This is a genomic window from Collinsella tanakaei (assembly GCF_016900375.1).
Lineage (GTDB): Bacteria > Actinomycetota > Coriobacteriia > Coriobacteriales > Coriobacteriaceae > Collinsella.
In genome coordinates, this window is record NZ_JACJKB010000015.1 from 13,171 (window position 1) to 39,037 (window position 25,867).

At 65.0% G+C, this 25,867-nt stretch carries 21 protein-coding genes; all 21 read right to left on the minus strand.

The features are described from left to right. Positions 1–178: 178 nt before the first annotated feature. The 21 genes from secG to ybaK all read right to left on the minus strand — a co-directional run bounded on the left by secG (position 179) and on the right by ybaK (position 25,831). On the minus strand, positions 179–433 hold the full coding sequence (gene secG / locus H6A16_RS08965; RefSeq protein WP_204618365.1) for a preprotein translocase subunit SecG: 255 nt from the start codon (positions 431–433) through the stop codon (positions 179–181). Between the two features lie 97 nt (positions 434–530). Continuing rightward, the gene (locus tag H6A16_RS08970) at positions 531–1,292 is read right to left on the minus strand and encodes a transposase (protein WP_204618367.1); all 762 of its coding nucleotides are present in this window, start codon (positions 1,290–1,292) and stop codon (positions 531–533) included. Between the two features lie 207 nt (positions 1,293–1,499). After that, positions 1,500–3,056: a 2,3-bisphosphoglycerate-independent phosphoglycerate mutase gene (gpmI, locus tag H6A16_RS08975; protein WP_342589749.1), complete on the minus strand. Its 1,557-nt coding sequence runs from the start codon at positions 3,054–3,056 to the stop codon at positions 1,500–1,502. A 3-nt stretch (positions 3,057–3,059) separates the two neighbouring features. Then, positions 3,060–3,824 carry a triose-phosphate isomerase gene (tpiA, locus tag H6A16_RS08980; RefSeq protein WP_204618369.1) on the minus strand — a complete coding sequence of 255 codons (765 nt, stop codon included), beginning with the start codon at positions 3,822–3,824 and terminating at the stop codon, positions 3,060–3,062. After that, on the minus strand, positions 3,814–5,007 hold the full coding sequence (locus H6A16_RS08985; protein WP_204618371.1) for a phosphoglycerate kinase: 1,194 nt from the start codon (positions 5,005–5,007) through the stop codon (positions 3,814–3,816). Before H6A16_RS08985 ends, tpiA begins: the two co-directional genes overlap by 11 nt. A gap of 129 nt (positions 5,008–5,136) precedes the next feature. After that, positions 5,137–6,162 carry a type I glyceraldehyde-3-phosphate dehydrogenase gene (gap, locus tag H6A16_RS08990; protein ID WP_204618373.1) on the minus strand — a complete coding sequence of 342 codons (1,026 nt, stop codon included), beginning with the start codon at positions 6,160–6,162 and terminating at the stop codon, positions 5,137–5,139. A gap of 178 nt (positions 6,163–6,340) precedes the next feature. Continuing rightward, complete coding sequence (gene whiA, locus H6A16_RS08995; RefSeq protein WP_204618375.1) at positions 6,341–7,279, minus strand: DNA-binding protein WhiA; 939 nt, start codon at positions 7,277–7,279, stop codon at positions 6,341–6,343. A gap of 60 nt (positions 7,280–7,339) precedes the next feature. Continuing rightward, entirely contained in the window at positions 7,340–8,281 is a 942-nt protein-coding gene (gene rapZ, locus H6A16_RS09000) for an RNase adapter RapZ (RefSeq protein ID WP_204618377.1), read from the minus strand. 172 nt (positions 8,282–8,453) lie between these two features. Next, positions 8,454–9,140 (minus strand): N-acetylmannosamine-6-phosphate 2-epimerase, encoded by a 687-nt coding sequence (locus tag H6A16_RS09005; protein ID WP_204618379.1) that lies wholly within the window; start codon positions 9,138–9,140, stop codon positions 8,454–8,456. Between the two features lie 334 nt (positions 9,141–9,474). Further along, positions 9,475–10,431 carry an ROK family protein gene (locus H6A16_RS09010; protein ID WP_204618381.1) on the minus strand — a complete coding sequence of 319 codons (957 nt, stop codon included), beginning with the start codon at positions 10,429–10,431 and terminating at the stop codon, positions 9,475–9,477. A 30-nt stretch (positions 10,432–10,461) separates the two neighbouring features. Beyond that, positions 10,462–11,388, minus strand: a complete 927-nt coding sequence (locus tag H6A16_RS09015) for a dihydrodipicolinate synthase family protein (protein ID WP_204618383.1) — start codon at positions 11,386–11,388, stop codon at positions 10,462–10,464. Positions 11,389–11,627: 239 nt separating this feature from the next. Further along, entirely contained in the window at positions 11,628–12,440 is an 813-nt protein-coding gene (locus tag H6A16_RS09020; protein WP_204618385.1) for an ABC transporter ATP-binding protein, read from the minus strand. Further along, positions 12,441–14,462: a dipeptide/oligopeptide/nickel ABC transporter permease/ATP-binding protein gene (locus H6A16_RS09025; RefSeq protein WP_204618387.1), complete on the minus strand. Its 2,022-nt coding sequence runs from the start codon at positions 14,460–14,462 to the stop codon at positions 12,441–12,443. Between the two features lie 3 nt (positions 14,463–14,465). After that, positions 14,466–15,425, minus strand: coding sequence for an ABC transporter permease (locus H6A16_RS09030; protein WP_204618389.1), 960 nt, complete (start codon positions 15,423–15,425; stop codon positions 14,466–14,468). Between the two features lie 122 nt (positions 15,426–15,547). Further along, complete coding sequence (locus tag H6A16_RS09035; protein ID WP_204618391.1) at positions 15,548–17,164, minus strand: ABC transporter substrate-binding protein; 1,617 nt, start codon at positions 17,162–17,164, stop codon at positions 15,548–15,550. Positions 17,165–17,618: 454 nt separating this feature from the next. Beyond that, a complete protein-coding gene (uvrC, locus tag H6A16_RS09040) occupies positions 17,619–19,640 on the minus strand; it encodes an excinuclease ABC subunit UvrC (RefSeq protein WP_204618393.1) in 2,022 nt (673 codons plus the stop codon). Between the two features lies 1 nt (position 19,641). After that, positions 19,642–20,922, minus strand: a complete 1,281-nt coding sequence (locus H6A16_RS11035; protein ID WP_204618396.1) for an ATP-grasp domain-containing protein — start codon at positions 20,920–20,922, stop codon at positions 19,642–19,644. A 2-nt stretch (positions 20,923–20,924) separates the two neighbouring features. Then, the gene (locus tag H6A16_RS09050; RefSeq protein WP_204618398.1) at positions 20,925–21,938 is read right to left on the minus strand and encodes a lipid II:glycine glycyltransferase FemX; all 1,014 of its coding nucleotides are present in this window, start codon (positions 21,936–21,938) and stop codon (positions 20,925–20,927) included. A 90-nt stretch (positions 21,939–22,028) separates the two neighbouring features. Next, positions 22,029–23,213, minus strand: a complete 1,185-nt coding sequence (locus H6A16_RS09055; RefSeq protein WP_204618400.1) for a DegT/DnrJ/EryC1/StrS family aminotransferase — start codon at positions 23,211–23,213, stop codon at positions 22,029–22,031. A 43-nt stretch (positions 23,214–23,256) separates the two neighbouring features. Further along, on the minus strand, positions 23,257–25,326 hold the full coding sequence (murJ, locus tag H6A16_RS09060) for a murein biosynthesis integral membrane protein MurJ (RefSeq protein ID WP_204618402.1): 2,070 nt from the start codon (positions 25,324–25,326) through the stop codon (positions 23,257–23,259). A 7-nt stretch (positions 25,327–25,333) separates the two neighbouring features. Continuing rightward, positions 25,334–25,831 (minus strand): Cys-tRNA(Pro) deacylase, encoded by a 498-nt coding sequence (gene ybaK / locus H6A16_RS09065; protein WP_204618404.1) that lies wholly within the window; start codon positions 25,829–25,831, stop codon positions 25,334–25,336. Positions 25,832–25,867: the final 36 nt, after the last annotated feature.

A 25,867-nucleotide genomic window follows, 5' to 3' on the forward strand; every position in this document is an offset into this window, starting at 1 on the left:
GTTAGAATTCCTGACGCGGCGCCGTTTCCGACCGATTTAAAACAGAAACTGTACGGATTGTTTACACTCACGCAACAATTCCGACAAGATGGTGCCAGGTCCAAACTTGTCGCTTCACAAAACAGGGGCCGCTGTGGCGACCCCTGACAAAAACGCTTGGTTTTGCAGCGTTGTCCGCTTAGATGCCCACGATGCCCTGCGGGAAGAAGAACATGGCGAGCACGACGCAGACGGCGAACACGATGGCGACGACGACGGTCAGCTTGTCGAGGTTCTGCTCCATGATGCCGGTGGCGGCAGAAGCGTTATAGAGCGAGCTGGCGATCATGTCGGAGACGCCGGTGCCCTTGCCGGAGTGCATGAGGACGAGCGCAACAAGCGCGATGGTGGACAGCGCCCACACGATGAAGAGGATAATCTGGAACGGACCCATAGGATGAGACTCCTTTGTTGTACGTACGAACAGGCAATATGGTACCACACCGCAGGCCGACCCACCCAATCGCCACACCGACAAGATGGGGCCAGATTCATTCTTGTCGCTTCGACAGGGCGCGCCTGATGGACGAGACGCCTATCCCCGTAAGCATCTCGATCTGCCTCCACGACAATCCGATTGCCCGCAGCTTTGCAAGCGCCTCCACGCGCTCCTCCTGAGGCATCGATTTGATTTCCAGCGGCGAGATTTCTCCAAGGGCATCCTTAGCCGCCTTCCGGACATCCCTATCGGAAATCCGTCTCCCTGTTCGGAGGTAATTCACGGCATGCGCCCCGCTGCGACTGAATTCCAGAAAGCCTTCCACGCCCCCAAGCATCTCAAGCAAGACGGACACATCCGAAATGGCAAACGGGCTGTTGCCGACATATTCCCCGAAGCTGTTCCACTCGTATTCATCAGCAGCGGCAATTCCCGCGCGCACGGGATTATCGTGGACATATCGCGCTGTTTGCAGCAGCTGCTCCTCCGACGTTATGGCAACGCTGTGGAACCTTCCTTGATAGACCGACCCCACATGGCCGGTCTTTGCATTGAAATGCCGCGCGTAGGCACCCGCGAAGTCGTGAACCATATCGCTCAGCTTCGCCTGGGGATCATCGATCACAACGTGAACATGGTTGCTCATCAGGCACCACACGATAATGCGCCCGCCTGCGCTGCGAACGGACTCCGCCATCAGATGAAGATACTTCCTCCGATCCGCATCGTCCTCGAACAGGATCTGCCGTCCGTTTCCCCGCAGCGTCACGTGGTAGTAGCCTGTGGGAGAAATCTCGCGCTGAACCCTCGACATATCCGGTACCTCCCAATGACAAGAATGGACGTGGCGCCATCTTGTCGTACCCAGAATATCCGCAGGTGAAGTGGCGTTTTTATGTGTTGGGTTCAGGTAAGGATCGCGATAGACAAGATTGTACCTGGCCCCATCTTGTCGAAAAAAGAAGCCCCGACCCGAAATGGGCCGGGGCTTTGCAAACCCGAAGGGGCTATGCGGTGAGGATTACTCCTCGACAGCCAGCACGCGGCCGGTCATCTCGGCGGAGGGCTCGAGGCCCGCCAGCGTGAGCATCGTCGGGGCGATGTCGGACAGGCGACCGTCCTCGATGCCGGTGAGCTTGGCTACAGGATCGACCACGATGAACGGAACGCGGTTCGTCGTGTGGGCCGTGAACGGGTGCTTATCACCCTCGGCGTCGACGTCGAACATGTGGTCCGCGTTGCCGTGATCGGCGGTGATCAGCGCGAAGCCGCCCTTGGCGAGAATCGCCGGGATCACCTTGGACAGACCGTCGTCAACAGCCTCGACGGCCTTCACGGCCGCGTCGAACACGCCGGTGTGGCCGACCATGTCGCAGTTGGCGTAGTTGACGATGTAGAAGTCAGCGCGGTCCTCGTTGATGGCCTCGACGAGCTTCTCGGTAACCTCGGGCTCGCTCATCTCGGGCTGCAGGTCGTAGGTGGCAACCTTCGGCGAGGGCACGAGCACGCGCTCCTCCCCCTCCTTGGGCTCCTCCACGCCGCCATTCAGGAAGAACGTCACGTGGGCGTACTTCTCCGTCTCGGCGGTGTGCAGCTGCTTGAGACCGTTCTGGGCGATGACGTCGGCAAGCACGTTCTGCGGGAACGTCTTGGGGAAGGCCACCTCGACGTTGGTGAACGTGTCGTCGTACTCGGTCATGGACACGAAGTGCGAGAGCTTCGGGGCGACCTTGCGCTCGAAGCCGTCGAAATCGTCCTCGGTGAAGGCGCGGGTCATCTCGCGCGCACGGTCGGGACGGAAGTTGAAGAACACCATCGCGTCGCCGTCATGCACGCCCTCGTTGTGGCAGGCGAACGGCTCGACGAACTCGTCGCCGCGCTCATCCTTCTCGTAGTAGGCCTTGACGCCCTCGACGGGGTCGCACTCGGTCTCGGAGGGAAGGGTAATCACGTCGTAGGCGCGCTCGACGCGCTCCCAACGGTTGTCGCGGTCCATGGCCCAGTAGCGGCCGGAGACCGTGGCGATGCGGGCGTTGACGCCGGCAAAGGTCGACAGCGCCTCGAGGTTCTCCTTCAGGGTCTGGATGTAGCCGGCACCGGAGTGAGGGTCGACATCGCGACCGTCCATGAAGCAGTGGAAACGGATGCGCTTGACGCCGTGGATGGCGGCGATGGCGGCGAGGTTCTCGCCATGGCGCTGCATGGAGTGCACGCCGCCCGGGGACACGAGGCCCAGCAGGTGCAGGGTGCGGCCGTTCTTGGCCACATCGTCCATGGCGCGCGCAAGCGTCTCGTTCTCCTGGATGGAGCCGTCCTTGATGGAGTTGTTAATACGGGAGAGCTCCTGGAACACGATGCGGCCGGCACCGATGTTCAGATGGCCCACCTCGGAGTTACCCATCTGGCCGTCGGGCAGGCCCACGTCCTCGCCGGAAGCGCCCAGCGTGGTGTGGGGATACTGCTCGTACAGGCTGTCGAGGAACGGCGTGTTGGCAGCGGCAACGGCGTTATCGGCACCCTCGGGCGCCAGGCCGCAGCCGTCCATGATGACCAGAAGTGCAGGAAGATGCTTGGTCACTGTCTACTCCCCCGCCTTCTCGACCATGGCCGCGAAGCTCTCGGCGACCAGGGAGGCGCCGCCCACGAGCGCACCGTCGACATCCTCCTTCTCGAGGAAGCCAGCGATGTTCTCGGGCTTGGCGGAGCCGCCGTACAGAACGCGGATGCCCGCAGCGGTCTCCTCTCCGAAGATCTCGACGAGCGTGGCGCGGATGGCGCCGCAGACCTCCTGGGCGTCATCGGCCGTGGCGGTCTTGCCGGTGCCGATGGCCCAGATGGGCTCGTAGGCGATCACGTACTTGGACGGATCGGAGATCTCGAGGCCCTCAGTGTCCTTCTTGATCTGGTCGACGACGAACTCGACATGCTTGCCGGCCTCGCGAACCTCAAGGGACTCGCCGCAGCAGCTGATGGGCACGATGCCCGCAGCCATGAGCGCCTTGGCCTTCTTGTTGATGTCCTCGTCGGTCTCGTGGAAGTAATCGCGACGCTCGGAGTGACCGATGATGCAGTACTCGGCGTTCACGGACTTCAGCATGGCGCAGGAGGTCTCGCCGGTGTAGGCGCCCTTCTCCTCCCAGTACACGTTCTGGCCGCCCAGCTTGATGCTGGAGCCCTCGAGCTTATGCGAGGTGCAGGCCAGATCGATGGTCGGCGGGCAGACGACGACCTCGACGCCATTGACGGGAACCTTCTCGACGAGACCCTCGGCCAGCTCCTTGGCGGCGGGGACGTCGTTGTTCATCTTCCAGTTGCCTGCGATCAGGCGAACGCGGTTACTCGGCATCGTTCAGAGCCTCCACTCCAGGAAGGGCCTTACCCTCGACGAGCTCCATGGAAGCGCCACCGCCGGTGGAGATCCAGCTCATCTTGTCGGCCAGGTTGAACTTGTTGATAGCGGCCACGGAGTCGCCGCCACCGATGATGGACGTGCAGTCGGAGTCGGCCACGGCGCGGGCGACAGCCTCGGTACCATGAGCGAACTGATCCATCTCGAACACGCCCATGGGGCCGTTCCAGAACACGGTCTTGGCACCGGCGATGGCCTCGGCGTACAGAGCCTCGGTCTTGGGGCCGATGTCCATGCCCATGCGGTCATCGGGAATCTTGTCGGAGTCGACGACCTCGCCCACAGCGTCCTCGCCGAAGTGGTCGGCAACGATGTTGTCGATCGGGAGCAGGATCTTGACGCCCTTGTCCTCGGCCTTCTTCAGCATCTCGCCAGCGCGCTCGACCCAGTCCTCCTCCTTGAGGGAGGTGCCGACGGTGTAGCCCTTGGCCAGGAAGAAGGTGTAGGCCATGCCGCCGCCGATGATCAGGGTGTCAGCGGAGTCGATGAGGTGATCGAGGACGCCGATCTTGGAGGACACCTTGGAGCCGCCGACGATGGCGACGAAGGGGCGCTCGGGCTCGGCGAAGATGCCGGTCAGGGTGTCGACCTCCTTCTCGAGCAGGAAGCCGGCGACCGCAGGCAGGTACTCGGCCGGGCCGACCACGGAGCCCTGGGCGCGGTGAGCGGTGCCGAAGGCATCGAGCACGAAGATGTCGCCGTAGGACGCGAGGGTCTTGGCGATCTCGGGGTCGTTCTTCTTCTCGCGCTTGTCGAAGCGGACGTTCTCGAGCACGAGGATGTCGCCGGGCTCCAGGGCGGCAACGGCCTCGGCGGCCTTCTCGCCGTAGGTGTCGTCGACGAACTTGACCTCATAGCCCGTGAGCTCGGCGAGCTTGTCGGCAGCCGGCTTCAGGGAGAGCTCGGGCTCGGGACCGTCGCCCTTGGGGCGGCCGAGGTGGCTCATGAGGATGATCTTGGCGTTGTGCTCCTTGAGGTACTGGATGGTGGGGATGGCGGCACGGACGCGGGTGTCGTCGGTCACGACGCCATCCTTCAGGGGCACGTTGAAGTCAACGCGCATGAGAACGCGCTTGCCGTCGACATCGATGTCGCGAACGGTCTTCTTGGTGAAAGCCATGTGCATCTACCTTTCGTAACGCTTGCGCCACGAGGGCGCAATGAAAACGAGGGCGCGACCCTGGGGCATATGCCTTGAGGCCGCGCCCTCTCACATCAAGACGCTAAAAGCTCGATCCCGAGGATGGGACTAGCCGATGAACTTCTCGAAGTACTTGATGGTACGGACCATCTGAGAGGTGTAGGAGTTCTCGTTGTCGTACCAAGAGGTGACCTGAACGAGGGTCTGGCCGTTGCCAAGGTCGGCGCACATGGTCTGGGTGGCGTCGAAGATGGAGCCGTGGGTCTCGCCGATGATGTCGGTGGAGACGATGTCGTCCTCGTTGTAGGCGAAGGTCTCGGAGATGGTGGCGGCGTAGGCCTTCATGGCGGCGTTGACCTCGTCGGCGGTGACGGTCTTGTCAACGACGGCGTAGAGGTTGGTCAGCGAGCCGGTCGGGGTCGGGACGCGCTGGGCGGCACCGATGAGCTTGCCGTTGAGCTCGGGGAGAACCAGGCCGATGGCCTTGGCGGCACCCGTGCTGTTGGGGACGATGTTGACGGCGCAGGCGCGGCTGCGGCGCTTGTTGCCCTTGCGCTGCGGGCCGTCGAGCGGCATCTGGTCGCCGGTCCAGGCGTGGATGGTGGTCATGATGCCGGACACGATGGGAGCGAAGTCGTTCAGACCCTTGGCCATCGGGGCGAGGCAGTTGGTGGTGCAGGAGGCGGCGGAGATGATGTCGTCCTCAGCGGTCAGCTGCTCGTGGTTGACGTTGTAAACGATGGTGGGCAGGTCGTTGCCAGCGGGAGCGGAGATGACGACCTTCTTGGCACCAGCGTTGATGTGGGCCTGAGCCTTCTCCTTGGAGGTGTAGAAGCCGGTGCACTCGAGCACGACGTCGACACCGAGCTCGCCCCACGGGAGGTTGTTGGCGTCGGCCTCCTTGTAGATGGTGATCTCCTTGCCGTCAACGGTGATGGAGTTCTCACCAGCGACGACCTCGTGGTCACGAGAGTAGTTGCCCTGCGTGGAGTCGTACTTCAGGAGGTACGCGAGCATATCGGGGGAGGTGAGGTCGTTGATAGCGACGATCTCGGAACCCTCGTGGCCGAACATCTGGCGGAACGCGAGACGACCGATGCGGCCAAAGCCGTTAATCGCAACCTTTACTGCCATGCTTGTCTCCTTTCGCGAGGCCCCCGCAGGTTCCCTTGCCTGCCGCTGAGGCCTACAAACAAACCTCTTGTAATATTACCGGTTTTCCGCCTTTAATTTCACGACAATGCACTCATATTTGAGATTTTTGCCCTCTTGATTCGTTTCAAAACCCCAGCGTAGGGGCCTTTGAATCGTTTCAATCGTTCAATTTCGCAGCTTCCACGAGCTTTTCCAAACGAAGCACGCGGTGGTACAGCGCCGATTTGCTCAGCGGTGGATCCGCCACCTCTCCGAGGTCCCTGAGCGACAGATCGGGATAGGCGCGGCGCAGCTCGCAAAACGAGCTGAGAGCCTCGGGGATATGGTCGATCAGGCCCAGCCGCTCCACCTCGTCGATGAGCTCGAGCTGCTTCTGGGCGGCACCCGCGCTGCGCCCCTGGTTGGCAAGCTCCGCGTTTACGCGCCGGTTCACCTCGTTTTTGACCGATTTGACCGCACGGGCCTCCTCGATCTCCGCAACGGAGCGCTTGGCGCCCACGAGCCGCAGAAGGCGCAGGATGTCGTCGGCGCTCTTGACGTAGACGGCGAACGCTCCGCGCCGGCGGTTCACGCGCGCCCTCACACCCACCTGACCGATCAGGTCGGCAAGGCCCTGCGCGAGGTCCTCCCCCTGCACGGTGATCTCCAGATGGAAATCCCCGCGCGGGTCGGCAACGAACCCGCCGGCGATGAGCGCTCCGCGGATATAGGCGAGCCGACAGCAATCGCGCGCCACCACGTGATGGGGCACGCCGCGGACAAGCGCCCCGCTGCGGTCGAGGATGCCCAGCAAAACGAGGGCCTTCTCCAGGTCGGGTTGGTCGGGCAGGGCGATCAGGTAGTTGCGAACGCGGTGCAGCACGCTGCGCCGGACGGTGAACTCCGTCTTGAGCTTGAGGATCTGGTGCGTGAGGCCGATCATAGTGCGCGCGACGGCGCCGGTCTCGGTTGCCACCTGCAGGCGGTAATGGCCCCTACCGGCAAGGCTCAGGGTGCCGCAGACGCGGGTCAGCGCGGCGAGCGTCGCCAGGTTGCAGTACTCGCACGTAGGCGCACAGCGTGCAAGCTCATCGCGGACCTCCGCGGTAAACGACATGGCGGCTCACTTCCCTTGATGGCTCGCGTCAAACAGTGCAGATGCGGTTGCGATACCGCGCTAGTGGGCGTCGCCCTCGGCCGTGAGGTTCGCGCGATGCAGGTCGCGATGCGAGATGCTCACGTGGTAGTGCTGGCGCTCTAGGTAGCGCGCCGTCGCCTCGGCGATGGCCACGCTGCGGTGCTGGCCACCCGTGCACCCGATGGCAATCGAGAGCTGCGGCTTTCCCTCGGCAACATAGCCGGGCATCACCGCGTCGAGCAGACGGTACCATGCGTCCAAGAACTCCTTGGTCTTGGGATGATCGAGCACGAAGGTCGAAACCTTCTCGTCGAGACCGGTGAGCTTGCGCATCTCGGGGTCGTAGAAGGGGTTCGGCAGGAAGCGCACGTCGATCATGAGGTCGGCCTCGACCGGCATGCCGTGCTTGAAGCCGAATGAGAACACCTGGACATCCATGAGCTGCTGGTCGGTGAGCTCCGAGAACGCATAGCGCAGGCGGTTGCGCAGCGCGCTCGTGCGCAGGCGGCTTGTATCGATAATCATATCCGCGCGGTCGCGGATGCTCGCGAGCTGCACGCGCTCGCGCTGGATGGCATCGGCAGTGGTCTCCCCCGCCATGGCAAGCGGATGGCGCCGCCTGTTCTCGTTGTAACGGCGAATGAGAACCTCATCCGACGCCTCGAGAAAGACGATCTTGCAGCTCATCTCGTGATTGAGCAGGTCCTGGATGGCGTCGAGCAGCTCGTCGAACAGGCCCTGGCTGCGCAGGTCGCACGTCACGGCAAGATGGCGGCCAATTCCCGCGTTGATGCCCACGAGCTCGGCGAGCTGCAAGATCAGGCGCGGCGGCAGATTGTCGATGCAGAAGTAGCCCATATCCTCGAACACGTGCATGGCCTGGGTGCGGCCGGAGCCGCTCATACCCGTGATGACGACGATGTCGGGCACGCGGTCGGCGAGCTCGGCTGCGGTTATGGTGCTGTCTTCGTTCGCGGGCATGCGGATCCCCTCTCTGCAGCGTCTTGGCTACGCAACCCAGTATACCCGCGCGCCCGGACATCTCCGCCTCCAAACCGATGGCGAACACACGCGCCGCAACCGGTTCACAAGAAGAAGGGCCCGCCCCCGGAGAGGACGGACCCTGCTGCAACGTTTGCCCAAACGTGATAACTTAGGCCTCGAGCTCAGCCTTGAACCAGCTCGTGAGGCTCGTGGGATGCGTGATGGCAGTTCCCACGACGACCGCCCAGGCGCCGGCATCGATAGCGGCGCGGGCCTCGGCGGGCGTGTGCACACGGCCCTCGCAGACCACGGGGAAGCCGGGGAACTCCTCGGCCGCCTGGCGCAGCAGCGGCAGGTCAGGGCCATCGGCCATCGTGCAGTCGATGGCGGCCACGCCGTGGCTGAGCGTCGTGGAAACGATGTCGAAACCGAGGTCGACCGCACGGCGGATATCGTCGATGGTCATGCAGTCGGCCATGGTGAGCACGCCCTCCGCCTTCAGCGGCTTGAGCGTATCGGCAACCGTCTTGCCGTCGGGACGCGGACGGTCGGTGGCGTCGATGGCCACGATATCGGCACCGGCGGACACGCAGGCGCGCGCATGGCGAAGCGTCGGGGTGATGTAGACGCCCTCATGGCCGTCCTTCCACAGGCCGATGACAGGGATCTCGCAGCGCCCCTTGATGGCGGCGATGTCGGAGAGACCCTGGCAGCGGATGGCGGCGGCGCCACCGAGCTCGCAGGCGCGAGACATCTGGGCCATCGTCTCGGGATGGCGCAGCGGCTCGCCGGGATACGCCTGCACGCTCACGATGAGCTTGCCCTTAAGCGATTGGATCAACGGATCGATAGCCATATCGTCCTCCTAGCAAACAAGAAATCATGAAGTCGAGGAAACCGAATTCGACGAATCCAACAAAGACGACGTCTTCCCCGGAAGCTCAACGACGGAGACGGCTTTTCCAGGTGCCCGAGATTCGCCTGAAAGAGGAGGGCGCACGCCTAGCGTGCGGCGCCCGACGATTGAAGGCGAAGGTCGGGTGCCTGGGAAAGCCGCAGGGATCGAAAGGCCTACAACGGAGACGGCTTTTCCAGGTGCCGCAGATTGCCCTGAAAGAGGAGGGCATAGGCCTTCGCGCCATGCCCGACGATTGAAGGGCAAGGTGCGGTGCCTGGGAAAGCCGAAGGGATCAGTCAACCTCAATATAAGCGGAGCGCATAAAGTGCTCCGCCGCGCCGATGAGCGGCGCGTCGCCGCCCAGCTCACCGCCGATGATCGGGGTCTTCGCCACGGGAGGCATCGCCTGCTCGGCAAAGGCCGCGGCCACGGCATCCGACCAGTCGGGGCCGCACTGGGCCACCGAGCCGGACAGGATCACGCAGGCGGGGTCGAGCATGTTGCACATGCTGCCCATGACCTCGCCGAGCGCGCGGCCGGCGCGCTCCTCGGCGCCCTTGGCCGCCTCGTCGCCCGCAGCCGCGCGGCGATCGATCTCGGCGCCATCCATCGGCTTGCCGTCGTAGGTCTCGTCTCCCCCGCGGCGGATGTACTCGCGGATGATGCCCGGGCCAGCGCCGATCGGCTCGAGATGGGCCGTCGCGCCGCAGGAGCAGGGCACGCCGACAGCCGCCGGGCAGCAGACATGGCCGATGTGGCCCGCCTCGTCGTGAGCGCCGAGCATGATGTGCCCGTGCTCGACGAATGCTCCGCCGATACCGGTGCCGACAGCCACCACCAGGCAGCTCGAGGCATCGCGGCCGCCGCCCCAACGCGCCTCGCCCAGCGCATGGGCGTGCACGTCGTTCAGGACGCGGCACGGAAGCCCGCAGGCAGCCGTGACCTCGGCGGCAAGATGTGTGCCGCCCCAGCCAGGCATGAGCTCGTTGGCAAAGGTGATGTCACCCGTGCGGGGATCGACCACACCTGCGGAGGAGATGCCCACGCCGACCGGCGCCTCATCGGCGCGCTCGATGGCCGCGCGCACGGCGGCGATCACGCGCGAGAGCACGTGCTCGCCGCCCTGGGCGGCCTCGGTGGGCATCTTCTCGACCTTGTCTGCGCGCGGAGCGCCATCGCCCAAGGTCACGATTCCACAGGCGATCTTGGTTCCCCCGATATCGACGGCAACGATAGTCGTGCGCTCCATGGCAGACTCCTTCACTCGAATTTAGAACTCTTACGCATCCAGCAGGCCGTTGTCGACCAGCACCTTGCGGATGGCCTCGACGTTATCGCCCTTCAGACGATGGACCGGGCGCGGCATCTGGTTGGTCTCGAAGACGCCGAGCAGCTGCAGGGCGGTCTTGAAGGCGCCGACGCCGGCACCGAAGCCCTGGACGCCCGTGGTCACCGCGGTGATCTCCATGATGCGGGCAAGACGATCCTGCTCTGCCTTGACGGTGGTCCAGTCGCCCTCCTGCGCAGCCTTCCACTGGCGCACGTAGCCCCAGGGCTCGACGTTGGCGAGGCCGGGCACGGAGCCATCGGCACCGGAGAGGTAGGCGCCGTCGACGACGACCTCGTGACCGGTCAGGATCGACATCGGGTGGCCGGCGTCCTCGTTCTTGAGCACGAGGTAGCGGAACGAGATGTCGTCGCCCGAGGAATCCTTCACGCCGGCAAGGACGCCGTCCTTGCCCAGGCGAACGAGCATGTCGGTGTTGAGCTTGTTGTGGACGCAGACCGGGATGTCATAGGCGAACAGCGGCAGGTCGAGCGCGTCGTGCAGGCAGCGGAAACTCCACTCGATCTCGTCGATGCCCTGCAGCGCGTAGAACGGGCAGGTGGCGACGAGCGCGTCGACGCCCATCTGCTGGGCGCGCTTGCCGTGCTCGATCATGCGCTCGGTCTCGGTGTCGATGATGCCGGCGAGCACGGGCACGCGGCCGTCGACGAACTTGACGGTGTTCTCGATGACGGCGGCACGGCGGGCGTCGGTGGAGAACACGACCTCGCTCGAGGAGCCGAGGATGAACAGGCCGTCAACACCAGCGTCGATCATGCGGTTGATGCTGCGCTCCATCGACACGAGGTCGAGTGTACGGTCCTGCTTCAGCGGGACGACGACGGGCGGGATGACACCGGTGAATTTCTTATCAGCCACTTGTGGTAACACTCCTTCAAATAGTGGTGATGTGGTCGGGGCGTCGGCACCCCGAACCCTATGGCGATTGCCCCTGTGGGCGCACCCATGGTAGCGCGCCGCCACGACGGCGGTGCGCACGCGCGCAGCTCCATAACCTTAACGTCTGGCGGCTGTCGACAAGGGATGCGCGAGAGCAGGGGCGCTCTCAAAAGGCGCGTCCGAGAAACCTCGGACGCGCCTGTGGAAACTCTGTCGCGTTACTGCCCGAGCTTCGGGTGGAGCAGCGACGGCGCGGCGGCTAGGAGCATCTTGGTGTAGGCGTCCTGCGGGTCCTCGAAGACCTGCTTGGCGGGGCCCTGCTCCATGATCTGACCGTGGTTCATGACGATGATGCGGTCGGAGATGTAGCGCTCCGTCTGGATATCGTGGCTGATGAAGACCATCGCCAGGCCGAGATCCTTCTTGAGGTCCGTGAGCAGGTTCAGAATCTGCGCGCGGACGGAGACGTCGAGCGCCGAGGTAGGCTCGTCGGCGATGATGACATCGGGCTTCAGCGAGAGCGCACGCGCGATGGCGACGCGCTGGCGCTGGCCGCCGGAGAGCTGGCCGGGCAGCGCGTACATCGCCGAGGACGGAAGGCCGACGATGCCGAGAAGCTCGCGGACGCGGTCCTCGCGCTCCTCCTCGCTGCCGACCTTGTGCACGATCAGCGGATCGAGCAGCTGGTCGTGAACGGACATGCGCGGATTCAGAGCCGTCGCGGGGTTCTGGAAGACCACGGAGACGACACGGCCGATCTTCTTGCGCAGGTCGGCGGTGCGCTTGGTCACGTCCTCGCCCTTGAAGTACACGTGGCCGTCGGTCGGCGACTGCAGGCCGCACATGACGTTTGCCGTCGTGGACTTGCCGCAGCCGGACTCGCCCACGATACCGATGGTCTCGCCGGGCATCAGCTTGAGCGTCAGACCGTTCACGGCGTGCACGAGGTTGGGATGGAACAGCGAACCGGTGCGCGACTTGAACGTAACCGAGATGTTGTCAAGGAAGATGATGGGTGTCTGCTCGGCCATCTACCTCACCTCCAGTCGAGAAACGAGGCCGCACTTTGCCAGCTCCGCATCCGGGATCTCGGAGACGAAGTGGTGATCGGCGCCGGGGACGGGCTTCAGGATGGGATGGACGTCGAGGCCAACCGTAGGATGGCTCGAGCGCGGCGCGAAGCGGTCGCCCTTGGGGAAGTCCGCCGGGCTCGGGACCGAGCCGGGAACCTGGTGCAGGCGGCTGCCGTCGTGCGCCTCGATGGAGAGCACGGCGCCGAGCAGGCCCTGAGTGTACTCGTGAATCGGGTTGGTGAGCAGTTCCTTGGTGGGAGCGGACTCGACAACCTGACCGGCATACATGACGGTGATCTCGGAGGCGACCTCGGCGACGAGCGCCAGGTCGTGCGACACGAAGATCATCGCGAAGCCGAGCTTCTTCTGCAGGTCGTTCAGAAGCTTGATGACCTGCTTCTGGACGGTCACGTCAAGAGCCGTGGTGGGCTCGTCGCAGATCACGAGCGACGGGTCGCGGGTAAGGGCCATAGCGATGATGACGCGCTGGCACTGACCGCCGGACAGCTCGTGCGGATAGCTCTCGAGCGTACGCTTGGGATCGAGGCCCACGAGCTCGAGCAGCTCCTCGGCGCTGCGGGTGCCGCCGCGGCTGGTGAGCTGCTTCATCTGCGCGGAGATGAGCATCGAGGGGTTGAGCGACGACAGAGAGTCCTGATAGACCATCGCGAGCTCGTGGCCGAGCAGCTTGCGGTGCTCTTCCTTCGAGAGCTTGAGCAGGTCCTGGCCCTTGTAGAGGATCTCGCCGGAGATGCGGGCGGAATCGGGCAGCAGGTTCATGATGGTCTTGGTGGTGATGGACTTGCCGCAGCCGGACTCGCCCACGAGCGCCATGCACTGGCCGGGGCGCACGTCGAACGAGACGTTGTCGACGACGTGGACGTCGCCGTGGCGCGGGAAGCCGATGGAGAGGTTCTTGACCTGAAGGATCGGCTTGACGTCGTAATCGGGCACGCGGCGGTCGGTACGCGCGAGCTCGACCTCGCGCAGGGCGCCGAGGCGACGGGCCAGGGAGTCAGCCTGCTCCTTGTAGGCGCGGACGGGGTCGGCGACGAGCAGGTCGGCCTCGCGACGGCTCTCGGAGTTCTCGTTGGAGACGGGAGCGGACGGGGCGGCGGCCATGGCGTCGGTAAGGCCCTCGGACAGGATGTTCAGCGCAAGGCAGGTGATCATGATCGCGATGCCCGGGAACAGCGCCTGCCACCAACGGCCGGCAAGCACGCCGGCGCGGGCGTCGGCGAGGATGTTGCCCCACGTGGCGGTCGGCTCGGTGATGCCGGCGCCGATGAAGGTGAGGGAGGCCTCGAAGATGATGGCGTCGGCGACGAGCGTCACGGTGAACACCATGATGGGCGCGATGCAGTTGCGCAGCACGTGCTTCATGAGGATCCACGGAGCCTGGGCACCGGAGACGATGACCGCGCGGACGTAGTCCTCACCGTACTCGGACACGATGTTGGCGCGCACGATACGGGCGATCTGCGGCGTGTACATGAAGCCGATGGAGAAGATGATGGCGGGCACGGAGTTGCCCAGGATCAGCACGAGGACCGCGGCGAGGGCGATGCCCGGGATGGACATGATGACGTCCAGCACGCGCATGATGACCTCGGAGATCCACTTGCGGGACACGGCGGCAAGAGCACCGATGACCGAGCCGAAGATCAGGGCGAACAGGGTTGCGCCGAAGCCGATGACCAGCGAGTACTGGCCGCCGTAGAGCATACGCGACAGGATGTCGCGGCCCTTGTCGTCGGTGCCGAACAGGAAGTCACCGCTGGGCGCCTGGCGCGCGGTGAAGATCTCCGTCGGGCTGTGGGGAGCGATGAGCGGAGCCAGCACGGCCAGCAGCGCGACGACCAGAAGCAGGACGAGCGAGATCTTGCTCGACATGCTCATCTTCTTGAGGCCGCCAAGCTTCAGGCCCTTGGCGGCAGCCTGCTCAAGCTTGGCAGTCTGCCCTTCACGAATCTTAGCCATGGCCTACACCGTCCTAATACGCGGGTTGATGAGCAGGTAGAGCATATCAACCACGATGTTGATGATGACGAACGCGAGAGCGACCACGACGACGACGCCCTGGACGAGGTTGACCTCGTTGCCCTGGATGCCGTTCAGGATGGCCGTGCCCATGCCGGGGAGGTTGAAGATGACCTCGATGACGACGGCGCCGCCCATGAGGTAACCGATCTTCAGGCCGAGCGTGGTGACGGGCGTGATCAGGGCGTTGCGCAGCACGTTCTTGGCGATGACGACGTTCTCGGGGATGCCGCTGCCGCGAGCCGTCTGCACGTAGTCCTTATCGAGCTCCTCGACCATGGCGGTACGCACGATACGCGTCATCTGGCCGGTCAGCGGGAAGGCGAGCGCCACGGCGGGCATGAACATACGGGCCATGTAGCCAGCCGGATTGGTGAAGAAGTTGGGCAGCGGACCGGAGGCGGGCAGCACGCCCAGATACGAGGAGAACACGAGGATGAGCAGGACCGCCAGCCAGAACGACGGGGTGGCGATGCCCGCGATGGATATGACGCGGATCAGCTGATCCGGCCACCTATCGCGGTACAGGGCTGCGATCACGCCGAGGATGAACGACACGATGGCGCCCAGGATGAGGCCGATGAACGTGAGCTGCATCGTGACGGGCAGCGCCTTGGCGATGCGCTCGGCGACCGGCGTCTGCGAGGCGCCGTAGGTGCCCAGGTCGCCCTGGACGAGGCCGGCGATGTAGTTGACGTAGCGGACGGGCGTCGGGTCGTTCAGACCGTGCTCCTCCATGTACTGCTCGATGGCTTCCTGCGAAGCGCCCTCGCCCAGCGCGTTGCGCGCGGGGACGCTCGGGTCGGTGAACGACATGAGGAAGAACACGAGCAGGGTCACGCCCAGCGCCATGATGGGCAGCGCGATGACGCGCCTGCCGACAAGGCGAAGAAGATTATTCATTCCCTCTCCCTTCTTGTGCCTTGAGCGAAGGGGCCCGACCACGCGAGCGTGTTCGGGCCCCGCACGTGACGATTAACGTAGTGAGAACCGAGCTGTCATAAGGGTTCTCAGGCAACCGGGTCTTAGGCGGTGACGGTCGCGCAATCGATGAACGACATACCGGTCGTGCCGATGCCGGCGAAGCCGGTGATCGAGACGCCCTCGCCGTTGGGGGTGTCGCCCCAGTAGCCGGTAGCGGTCTGGACCTGGAGGACCGGATACAGGACGCACTGCTCGGCGATGAAGTCGAAGCACTGGTTCCAGGTCTCCTGCTGCTCGTCACCCTCCTGGGTAAGAGCCTTGTTCATGAGCTCGGTGAGCTGAGCCCACTCAGCGGAGTCGGACCAGCGGGCACGGGACTGCATCCACACGTTGTCGCCGTACCACCAGTTCATGAGCAGGTCGGGGTCGGCGCCGAAGCAGGACGGGTCACCGGGGGCCAGCAGCAGGTCGTACTCGCCGCCGCCGTCGATGTAGGTGTAGGTGTTGGCAGAGGTCTGCTCGTTGATGGTGACGGTGAAGCCGAGGGCGTCGAGGTCCTCCTTGACCTGGGTGGCCATAGCGGTGACCTGCTCGTTGTCGGTGACGCAGAGCTCGATCTCGCCGGGGGTCACGCCGGCCTCCTCGAGCAGGCTCTTGGCCTTGTCGGCGTCGTACTCGTAGACGACGGAGGCCTCATGGTAGTTGGGGAAGTTCTCCGGCAGGTAGCAGGTCGGCTTGGCGGCGAGGCCGGCGAACGCGTTCGTGATCATCTGATCGTAGTTGAGCGCGTACATGACGGCCTGGCGGGCCTTGGCGTTGTCCCACGGAGCCTTCTTGGTGTTGAACATCATGAAGCGGGTGCCGAAGCCCTGGACGGTGTCGACGTTGCAGCCGGAGGCCTCGAGCTGCTCGATGGCGTCAGCGGTGGCCATCTCCATGACGAGCGTGGTGCCCTCCTGCTGAGCGGTGATACGGGCGGTGGCGTCGACGAGGATGTCGTAGTGGATCTTCTCGTCCTTGGCGGGGTGATCGCCGTTGTACTCGGGGTTCGGGACCATCTCGACGACGTCGTCGGAGATCGTCTCGTACATCCACGGACCGGAGCCGATGGGCTTGGCGGTCATATCCTCGGTGGTGGAGGAGGCGGGAACCACGCGGATGATGGCCAGGCGCTCCTTGAGCAGCGAGAAGTTCGGGATGGTGGTCTTGACGGTGACGGTGGTGTCGTCCTTCTTCTCGATGGACGCGATGGGGGTCAGCATCGGGATGTAGATGTTGCCCTCGGCGGTGCAGCGGGCGAAGGACTCGATGATGTCCTCAGGCGTGACGGGGTTGCCATCGGAGAAGGCGGCACCCTCGCGCAGCGTGATGTCGTAGGTGGTGTCGTCGACCTGGGTCGGATCGCCGGTGGCCAGCTCCGGGAAGGTGCTGTAGTCATGGTAGTCGATGCCGTAGAGGCCCTCGACGACATGCCAGTTGGTGCCCAGCGAGAGAGCGGAGGACGTGCTGGAGGGGTCATAGTTCTGCGTCGCGTAAGCGGAACCGGCGGTGATGGTGCCGCCACCCTCGGTGCCGCCGGAGGCGGCGGTGCCGGAACCAGCCGCGGTGTCGTCGCCACCGCCGCCGCAGCCGGCCAGGCCGAGGCCCGCAACCGTCGCGGTAGCCCCGGTGACTCCCAGGAACGCGCGGCGCGACAGGCTCTTGTTCTTGATATCCATGAGCACTCCAATCATTGTGCCCGCGCTACCGTCTCGCGACAGCAGCGCGCTTATACTAGACGCATTTCACGATAACGTGGAAACCGTTTCGCAACATCCACGCGGCGGCGAACGGCCAAAGCGACGCGCAGCCGGTTTTTTCGACCGTTTACGTTTTTCTTGACCTTTGCTTAATTTGGTGGTAACCACCATACCAGTTAGGACCATGCCGTCTACGCTGCGCCGTTTCGCCCTGTGGTCCATACCATCCCAACAAGCCACCCCCTCATTCAGCAGGCGCGAAACCGTTCGTCATGAACCCATGGTAGCCATGTGGCGTATGGGCAAAATGGATTCGCTTGTCCGTTTTGTCTTTTTTTATGATATGGAAATCTGTGCGACATGAAGCGGCGGGTCGAACATGGCCCGTCGCTTCATCTGTTCGCTTGAAATGTCGCTTCGGTCTGAAGCGACCCTACTCTTCCGGCACGGGGTTCTGCCGCTCGGCCTCCCAGGCGCGCAGCGTGTCGTAAACCGCCTGCGCCACCTGCTCGGGCACGCCCTTGACCTCGGCGATCTCCTCCGCGCTCGCGGCGCGCAGCCGCTTCATCGAGCCGAAGTGCCTCATGATCGCCCGCTTGCGCGTGGGGCCCACGCCCTCGACCTCGTCGAGCACGGACACCGTCATGGCCTTGTCGCGCAGCTCGCGATGGAAGGTGATGGCAAAGCGGTGCGACTCGTCGCGCACCTGCTTGATAAGGTAGAGCGACGCAGAGCCGTTCGGCAGCACGACCGGTGTGTCGTCCCAGGGGACGAACACCTCCTCGTCGGCCTTCGCGAGGCCGCATACCGGGATGTCGAGGCCGAGCTGCTCAAGCTGGTTCATGGCCGCCGTCAGCTGCGGCTTGCCGCCATCGACCACGAGCAGGTCCGGGCGGCTTCCGAAGCGCTCGTCGGCCATGCGCTCCGGCGCGTAGCGACGCCCGAGCACCTCGGACATCGACAGGAAGTCATTCGCCTCGGTAAGCGGCGTCTTGATCTTGAACCGGCGGTACTGGCTCTTGTCGGGCTTTCCGTTCGTGAACACCACCATCGAGGCGACCGTGAAGCGGCCGTGGATGGTCGAGATGTCGAAGCACTCGATGCGCATCGGAGGCGCATCGAGCGCAAGGGCGCTCTCGAGCTGCAGCAGCGCCTGGTTCGTGCGGTCGTCGGCGTAGCCGGTGCGCATCATGTAGCGCATGAGCGAATGGCGCGCGTTGCGCTCGCACGTCTCGAGCAGATGGCGCTTCTCGCCGCGCTGAGGACGGTGCAGCATGCACTTTCGCCCGCGCTTCTCGGTAAGCCACGCCCCGATGAGCTCGGCATCCTCGAGGTCGACCGCAACGTCCACCTCGGCGGGGATGTCGGCAGTCTCGTCGTAATAGCGCTTGACGAAGCCGCCGACGAGCTCCTCCTCCGAAACGTCGAGACCCTTATCCAAGATGAAATCGCAGGTGCGGACCGTCCTGCCCTCGCGCACCACGAACACGCAGGCGCCCGCGATGGTCTCCTCGCGGTAGAAGCCGATGAGGTCGATGTCCACGCTCGTGGGGAACACGACCTGCTGGCGGTCGTCGAGCCCGTTGATGACCTCGAGGCGGCGCTTGATGCGCCCGGCTCGCTCGAAGTCGAGGTCGGCGGCGGCCTCCGCCATCTCGTCGGTGAGCTCCCCCACCAGCTCGCGGCGCTGACCGGAAAGGAAGCGCTCCACCCGGCGCACGTTCACGGCGTACTTCTCGGGCGAGACCATGCCGGCGCACACGCCCGGGCCGCGGCCGACATGGTAGTCGAAGCACGGCCGGCCCTTCTGCGCGCACACGAGGCCGATGATATCGGCGTCGTCGGGGCGCTTTGCCAGAAGGCGGCGGACGCGCTTCCACTCCGCGCAGGTGGCCGAGCAGATCGGCGTCACCTTGCGCAGGGTGTCGATGGTCTCGCGCGCGGCGCGCGCATCGGTATAGGGACCGAAGTAGCGCGTGCCCGGCTTGTGCTTCTCGCGGGTGTACTTGATGGCGGGAAACAAGTCGCCATGCGTGACGGCGATATAGGGATAGCTCTTATCGTCCTTGTAGTCGACGTTGAAATACGGGTGGTACTGCCCGATGAGGTTGCGCTCGAGCACGAGCGCCTCGTGCTCGTTGTCGACCACGATGTAGTCGAAGCTCGCCACGATCTGCATCATGAGCGGGATCTTCTCGCGGTCGTCGGTGAGCTGCACGTACTGCTTCATGCGGGCGCGCAGGTTCTTCGCCTTGCCCACGTAGATGACCTCGCCGGCGGCATCCTTCCACAGATAGCATCCCGGGCTGGTGGGCACCTGGGAAACCTGCTCGGCGATCGAGGGGGCGCGCCCCTCCCCCTCCTCGGACACATGGCGTGCCGCGGCGCGCGTGTCGAGCGGCGACACGGGAACGCTCGAGCCGGGAAGGCCCGCATGCGACAGCGGACGCGGCATGTTAGTGCGTGTCCGCGCGGCGCACGTCGCCCACGTAGCGCTTGAACTTCTCGATCTGGTTGTACAGGCGCACGGCGGCCCAGAAGCGATGGGCAAGCGTGTCGGCCGACGAGCCGAACGGCGAGCCGCTGCGGTGGCTGCGGTAGTATCCCAGCACGCGCTCGCGCAGGGCGGCGTCGGGCACGCTGCGCTCGATCACGCGGCGCGGAACGAGCGTGAACAGGCGGTCGGCATAGGCCTCCTGATAGGGAATCTCGCGGTGCAGCACGAACTGGTCGACTATGAGGGCGGCGAAGTTCACGCCGCCGAGCGCCATGTAGTAGGTGTTGGCACCCGGACGGGCATTCACCTCGAAAAACTTGTACTTCCCGTCGCGCTCATCGTACTTGGCGTCGAAGTTGGCGAAGCCCACGTAGCCGGTATGCTCGCAGAAGCGCTTGGCATCCTCGACCACCTGGTCGTGGCGCTCCAGCAGGATCGTCACCGGGTTGCCGATGCGCGCAGGCGAGTGATCCTGCAGGACCACCGTGCCGCCCGACACCGCGCGCACGCGGCCCCGGTCATCGGAAAACGTGGTGAGCGAGCAGATCGCGGCATCGTCGCCGGGGATGAAATCCTGCACGACGAGCTCGCGGTCGTAGCCGGCATCGCGCAGCAGGTTGAAGACGCGCGTGAGCTCGGCGGGCTCGTGCACCTCGTAGATCTTCTCCTTGCCGGGGAAGTCCATGAGGTCGTAGCGAGCCGAGTTCGACGGCTTGGCGATCACCGGGTACGTAAACGAATCGGCGTCGATCTCGATGCTCGGATCGGAGCAGTCGAACGTGCGCGTAGCGGGGTACGGGATGCCCAGCTGATCGCAGATGGCGTAGAAGCGCCCCTTCTGCGTGATCTCGTCGAACAGCTCGAAGTCGTTGTACGGCACGACGAACCAGCGCGAGAGCTCCTCCTTGTTCTTGGAGATGATGCGCACATGCCAGTCGGCGCTGCCCAGCAGCACGGCGACCTTGCCCGCTGCCACGAGCTCTGCGCCCAGGCGGCGCAGCAGGGCCACGATGGCCTCCTCGCCCTCGCCCATGGCGGCGTCGATGCGGTAGTCGGTGAAGCGGCTCGCAGACGTCACGCGGACGTCCACGGAGGAGTACACGACCGTACGGATGCCGTAGGCCTCATAGAAGCAGCGGCCATAGGAGTACGCAAGGATCTCGCCGCCCAGCACCACGGGCACCAGACGGTCGGCGATCTCGCTTTCGGTGATGGCGGGGACCTCGGAGACGACGCTCACGGCTAGTCCTCCTTCCGGCTGCGCAGACGGGAGCGCAGGCTCTTCGCCTTCACGAGGGCACCGTAGAACGCGCCCTTGATGGGAACATCGCGATCGGGGGCGATGGTGACCACGCCCTCCTTGGCGAACTTCGTCTTGAACTCGTTGAGGTTCATGGTCTCGGGCGCGAACTCGCTGCCGATGCCCATGAGGTCGTACTCGGTGCAGCCGAGCTCGGCGACGTGCTGGCACTCGAAGAACATGAGCGCATCGGCCACGCGTAGGCGGCCGGTCCCCTGGGCGGTCGCGGCGTAGTAGCGCGTCGCGCGCGTCCCCGAGATGGTGACGAGCGACCAGGCGACGAGCACACCCTCGTTGCGCGCAGCGTACACGCGGCAGTGCTCCGGGCCCAGGATGCTCACCATGCTCTGGAAATCGGACATCGGCGCGGGCGTGAAGCCGTCACGAGCACCGGTCTCGCACATGATGGTGTAGTACTCCTCGAACGAAGCGGCGGCGCGCTCCGTCTCGTCGGCCATCTCGCAGGGGCACTCGCGCAGGGCCTTGCGCACATCGCGGCGGCCGCGCGGCTTCATCCGCGAGAGGATGGCGTCGTCGCCGCCGGTGACGTCGATGATGACGGTGGTATCGTAAGGCAGCGTCGACAGGCAGGGGCGCGTCGCGGAAAGCTCGTGCTTCACCGCGAGGCGCATGAACACCTGGCGCTTATCGCGGCCGCGCACGAACGAGACGAGGGCCTCCATGGCCTTTGCCTCCTGCTCGGCGGTGGGTTCGCTCGCCCACACGGGAGCATGGTGCGCGCGCAGATAGCGGTAGCCATGGGTCTCGTACTGGACGAACGAGACGAAGGCGAGCGCCTCGTCCCCCTCGCTCACCACAGCGTATCCCCACGGGGAGCGCCCGGGGATCGTGGCCTCGAGCTCCTGCCACACCGGCAGCTGCTCGATAGGCACCGGGACGTCGAGTCCGGCTATACCCAGCTCGTATTCCTTGCGCGAGAGCTCATGAACCTGCATCGCGTCGTGCTCCGTCTTCTATCGTCGAGTCGTTACCAGCAGATTATGGTATCGCAGCGGACGCGGCCTCATCGACGCTCCACGTCCATTCTATGAAGAGACCACGCTCCGCACGATATCGGCCACGGCGCGCGCGGCCTCGGCGCCCTGGTCGGTGGGAAGCGTCGCCACCGTCTCGACGATGCGCATGCACGACGGGATGCCGCTCTTGTCGGCGGGAACGCGGTAGGCGGCCTCGTCCAGCACGCCCGGACCCAGGTAGGGGCGGTACCACGTGGAGGTGTAGTAGCCGGCAACGCAGGCCTGCTCGGTGATGCGGTCGGCCGTCGCGCGATCGCGCACGAGGATGGGGAACTTGAGCAGCGGTTGAGCCGGGTCGGCGCACGCGCTCGAGAACAGCTCGACGCCGGGCACGTCGGCCAAGGCCTCGGCGTAGGCCGCCGTCGCCTCGGTGCGCAGGCGCATGTCGCCGTCGAGCTCGGAAAAGGCGTCGATGACGCGGGAGCACATCTCGGCGCTCGGGCGCATCGGCTCGCGCGACACCTTGCCGCGCCGCTCGTCGTCGGACACCGCGGGCTCGAACAGGCCCACCGCGGTCAGGCCGCGGCGCAGGGCACGCGCGCAGGCAAGCGGCAGGTGGTTGTACACGCGGTTCCAGAATACGAAGGTGCGCGTGAGCGAGGTCAGGTGCGCTCCCGCGACGGGCAGCGTCGCCAAGCGCTCACGGATGCGCGCCGTGACAGCGGAAAACGGAGAGGCCGGGTTGACCCAGATCGCGCCGCCGAACTGCGTGTGGAGCATCTTCTCGACACCGAACGAATGGACGGAGATGTCGGCGACGGGCCTGCCGCCCGCGTCGCACGCCATGCGTGCCAGGCCGTGGGCGCAGTCCTCGATCACGCAGGCCCCCGCCTCATGCGCGATGCGCACGAGCAGCGCGCTGTCGCGCTCGTCGATGATGCCGTAGGTGTGCTGGAGCATCACGACGCGGGCGTCCGCGGGCAGGCGCAGCTTCTCGGGGCAGATGGACGCCGCGCAGCGCGAGACCTCCGCATAGACCGGCGTGAGGCCGGCGGCGATGATGGGGTCGACGGCGGTGCAGCAGGTGAGCAGCTGCGTCACCGCGCTGCCCTCCCCCAGCCCAGCGCGAATCTCCTCGCAGGCGACCAGCATGCCGTGGCGCGCCTTGTACGTCAAAAACCAGTCGGCGGGATCGGTTCCCGTGCGCTGCGCCATGATGGTGGCGATGCGCTCCTCCTCGGGCGTGCGATTCATATGTCTGCCTCCTTCAGGTCAGAACGGGCACTGCGCGCTCGCGCTAGCGGCGCGTGAAGCGCGCGACCATCGAGCTGATGAACGACACCTCGGGGAGCTTCATCTTGATGGCGACCCCGAACGTCACGATGAGTGCCGGGATGCCGCCCGCCATCGCGTACAGCAGGGAGCGGACCATGCCGCCGCCGGCAAGCGGGCCGAACGCCGCCTGCAGGCCGGTCAGGATGAGCCAGCCCACCCCGGCGCCCGCGGCGCCGAGCGCAAGCGCGCGCACGCCGGCCACCGCCATGGAGGTAAACCCGATGTGCCCGAGCTCATGGCGCAAAAACAGCAGGGTCACGAGGTCGATCGACACGAAGAAGAACGTCGAGCTGAAGCCGACCACGTTGAAGCCGAACACGGGCGTGAACACGAGGCAGATGATGATCTGGATCGCACCGGCGATGCACTCCGCCACCGCGAAGAGCTTCATCTTGCGCAGCGACGAGCAGGCCTTCTGCAGGTAGGTGCACACGCCGTAGCCCGGAAGCGAGATGGACAGCCACACGATGTACGTTGCGAGGATGTCGACGTCCCCGGCCGACATCTGACCGCCCTTGAGCATATTCGCCAGGCAGGGCGAGAAGACCATCAGGTACAGCGCGAAGGGCACGAGCAGAAAGAGGATCTGCCCCGACCCGCGCGAAAGGCCGCCCACGAATTCCTTGAAGCGGCCACCCGCCACGAACGACGAGAGCTCGGTGAACATGGCCGTCGTGATGGGGATGGCGAACACCGAATACGGCAGGATGTACCAGATACGCGCGTAGTAGGTGATGGAGGCGCCGCTCGGGTTGACCGAGAGGGCGCACGAGCTCTGGACCGACGTCGTGGCGAACGAGACGATCGTCACGACGAGGGTGGGGATGCCGATCGAAAGCGTCTCGCGGATGAGCGGATCGTGGATATCGATACGCGGCGTCAGGTGCACGCCGTGCCGCTTGAGCGCCGGCACCTGCATGAGCACCTGCACGAGCACGCCGAGCGGATTGGAGATGGCGAGCACGAGGATGCCCGCCGTGGGGTTGGTGTCGGCGAGCATGCCGTACAGGAAGAACGCCGCCGTGATGACGATGTTGTTGGCGATGGGCGCCGCCGTCGACCAGAAGTAGTCGCGCTCGGCGTTGAGGATACTCGAGATGACCGACGACAGGGCGTACAGCACGACCTCGATCGCGAAGAAACGGAAGAAGTAGGTGGCGAGGTCGAAATCGAACTCCGACGACGCGTTGAACGCCTGGGTCCAGATGATCTGGCCCGCGAAGATGAAGGATATGACCGAAAGCGCGCCCATGAGCAGCGTGACGAGCGAAAGCAGGTTCGACGCGTAGGCGCAGGCGCCCACGCGGCCCGCCTTCTTCTTCGTGGACACGTACACCGGCAGAAACGCGGTGACGAGCATGCCGCCCATCACGAGCTCGTACAGGGCATTGGGCAGGTTGTTGGCGACGGTGAACGCGCTCGCCACGAGCGTGGTGCCCATGCCGTAGGCCTGCGCCCACGTGCGGAAGAAGCCGGTGATGCGGCTCACGATGACAAGACCACTCATGAGGGCGGCGGAGCGCCCCACGTCGGCCTCGCTCGCCTCGTCCTCATCGTCGGCAGGAACGGCCTTAGGCTCGGAAGCACCGGCCCCCTTCGCCTGCGGGGGCAGCTCGGTCTCGATGGCCTCGGGCGACGACCCGGCGAAGACGTCGGCATCCCAGCCGTCGGTCGACTGGGCGTCAGCGAGCGCGAACTGGGCCGTCTCGTCGGGACGGACGGAGTTGTAGCCGGCAGCTGCTGGCGACGCGTACTGCTCGGCTGCCATGAGGGCCGCCGTCTCCTCGTCGGTGGGAAGTGGCGATGCCACGAAGTCGGCTTCGTCCAGCGTCGCTATCCTGCCAGGATCGATTCCGGCAGACAGCAGGAACGCCGTGGTCTCATCGGGGGCGGCGCGATGTCCGTCGGAGATGGCGGCGGGCACGCGCTCCCCCGCCTCTCCGACACGCTCAGGCGCCTGCTGCTCAGCAGGTACTTCCTGCTGCTTGAAGTGCGCGCCGCGCGGACGGCGTTCGTACTCCTCGTCGCTCATTCGTTCTTTACGCCCTTTCTGCACAGATGGAGGCGACCGTCGCGCCCGTATGCGCGATGAGGTCGTCTGGGGCAAGCTTCAATTGTATGCCGCGCTTGCCCCCCGAGATGAAAATCTGCTCATAGCGCATGCAACGACCATCGATGAGCGTCGGGAAGCGCTTCTTCATCCCGACCGGCGAGCAGCCGCCGCGCACATAGCCCGTCGTGGGGAGCAGGTCCCGTACGTGCATCATCGCCAACGACTTACAGCCCGCGGCGCGGGCTGCCGCCTTGAGATCGAGCTCCTCCGCAACGGGGATGCAGCACACGACGTGGCTGCCGTCGGGCGCCTGCGTCACCAGCGTCTTGAAGCCCTGACCGGGATCCTCCCCCAGCTGCTCGGACACATGGATGCCCGACAGGTCGCTTTCGTCGACCTCGTAGGTCAGGACCTCGAACGAAACGCCCGCGCGCTCGAGCTCGCGCATGGCATTCGTCTTCTGCACCTTCTCCTTGCGGGCCATGGCTATCCTCCCTGCATAGCATACGGCCCCGGAGCG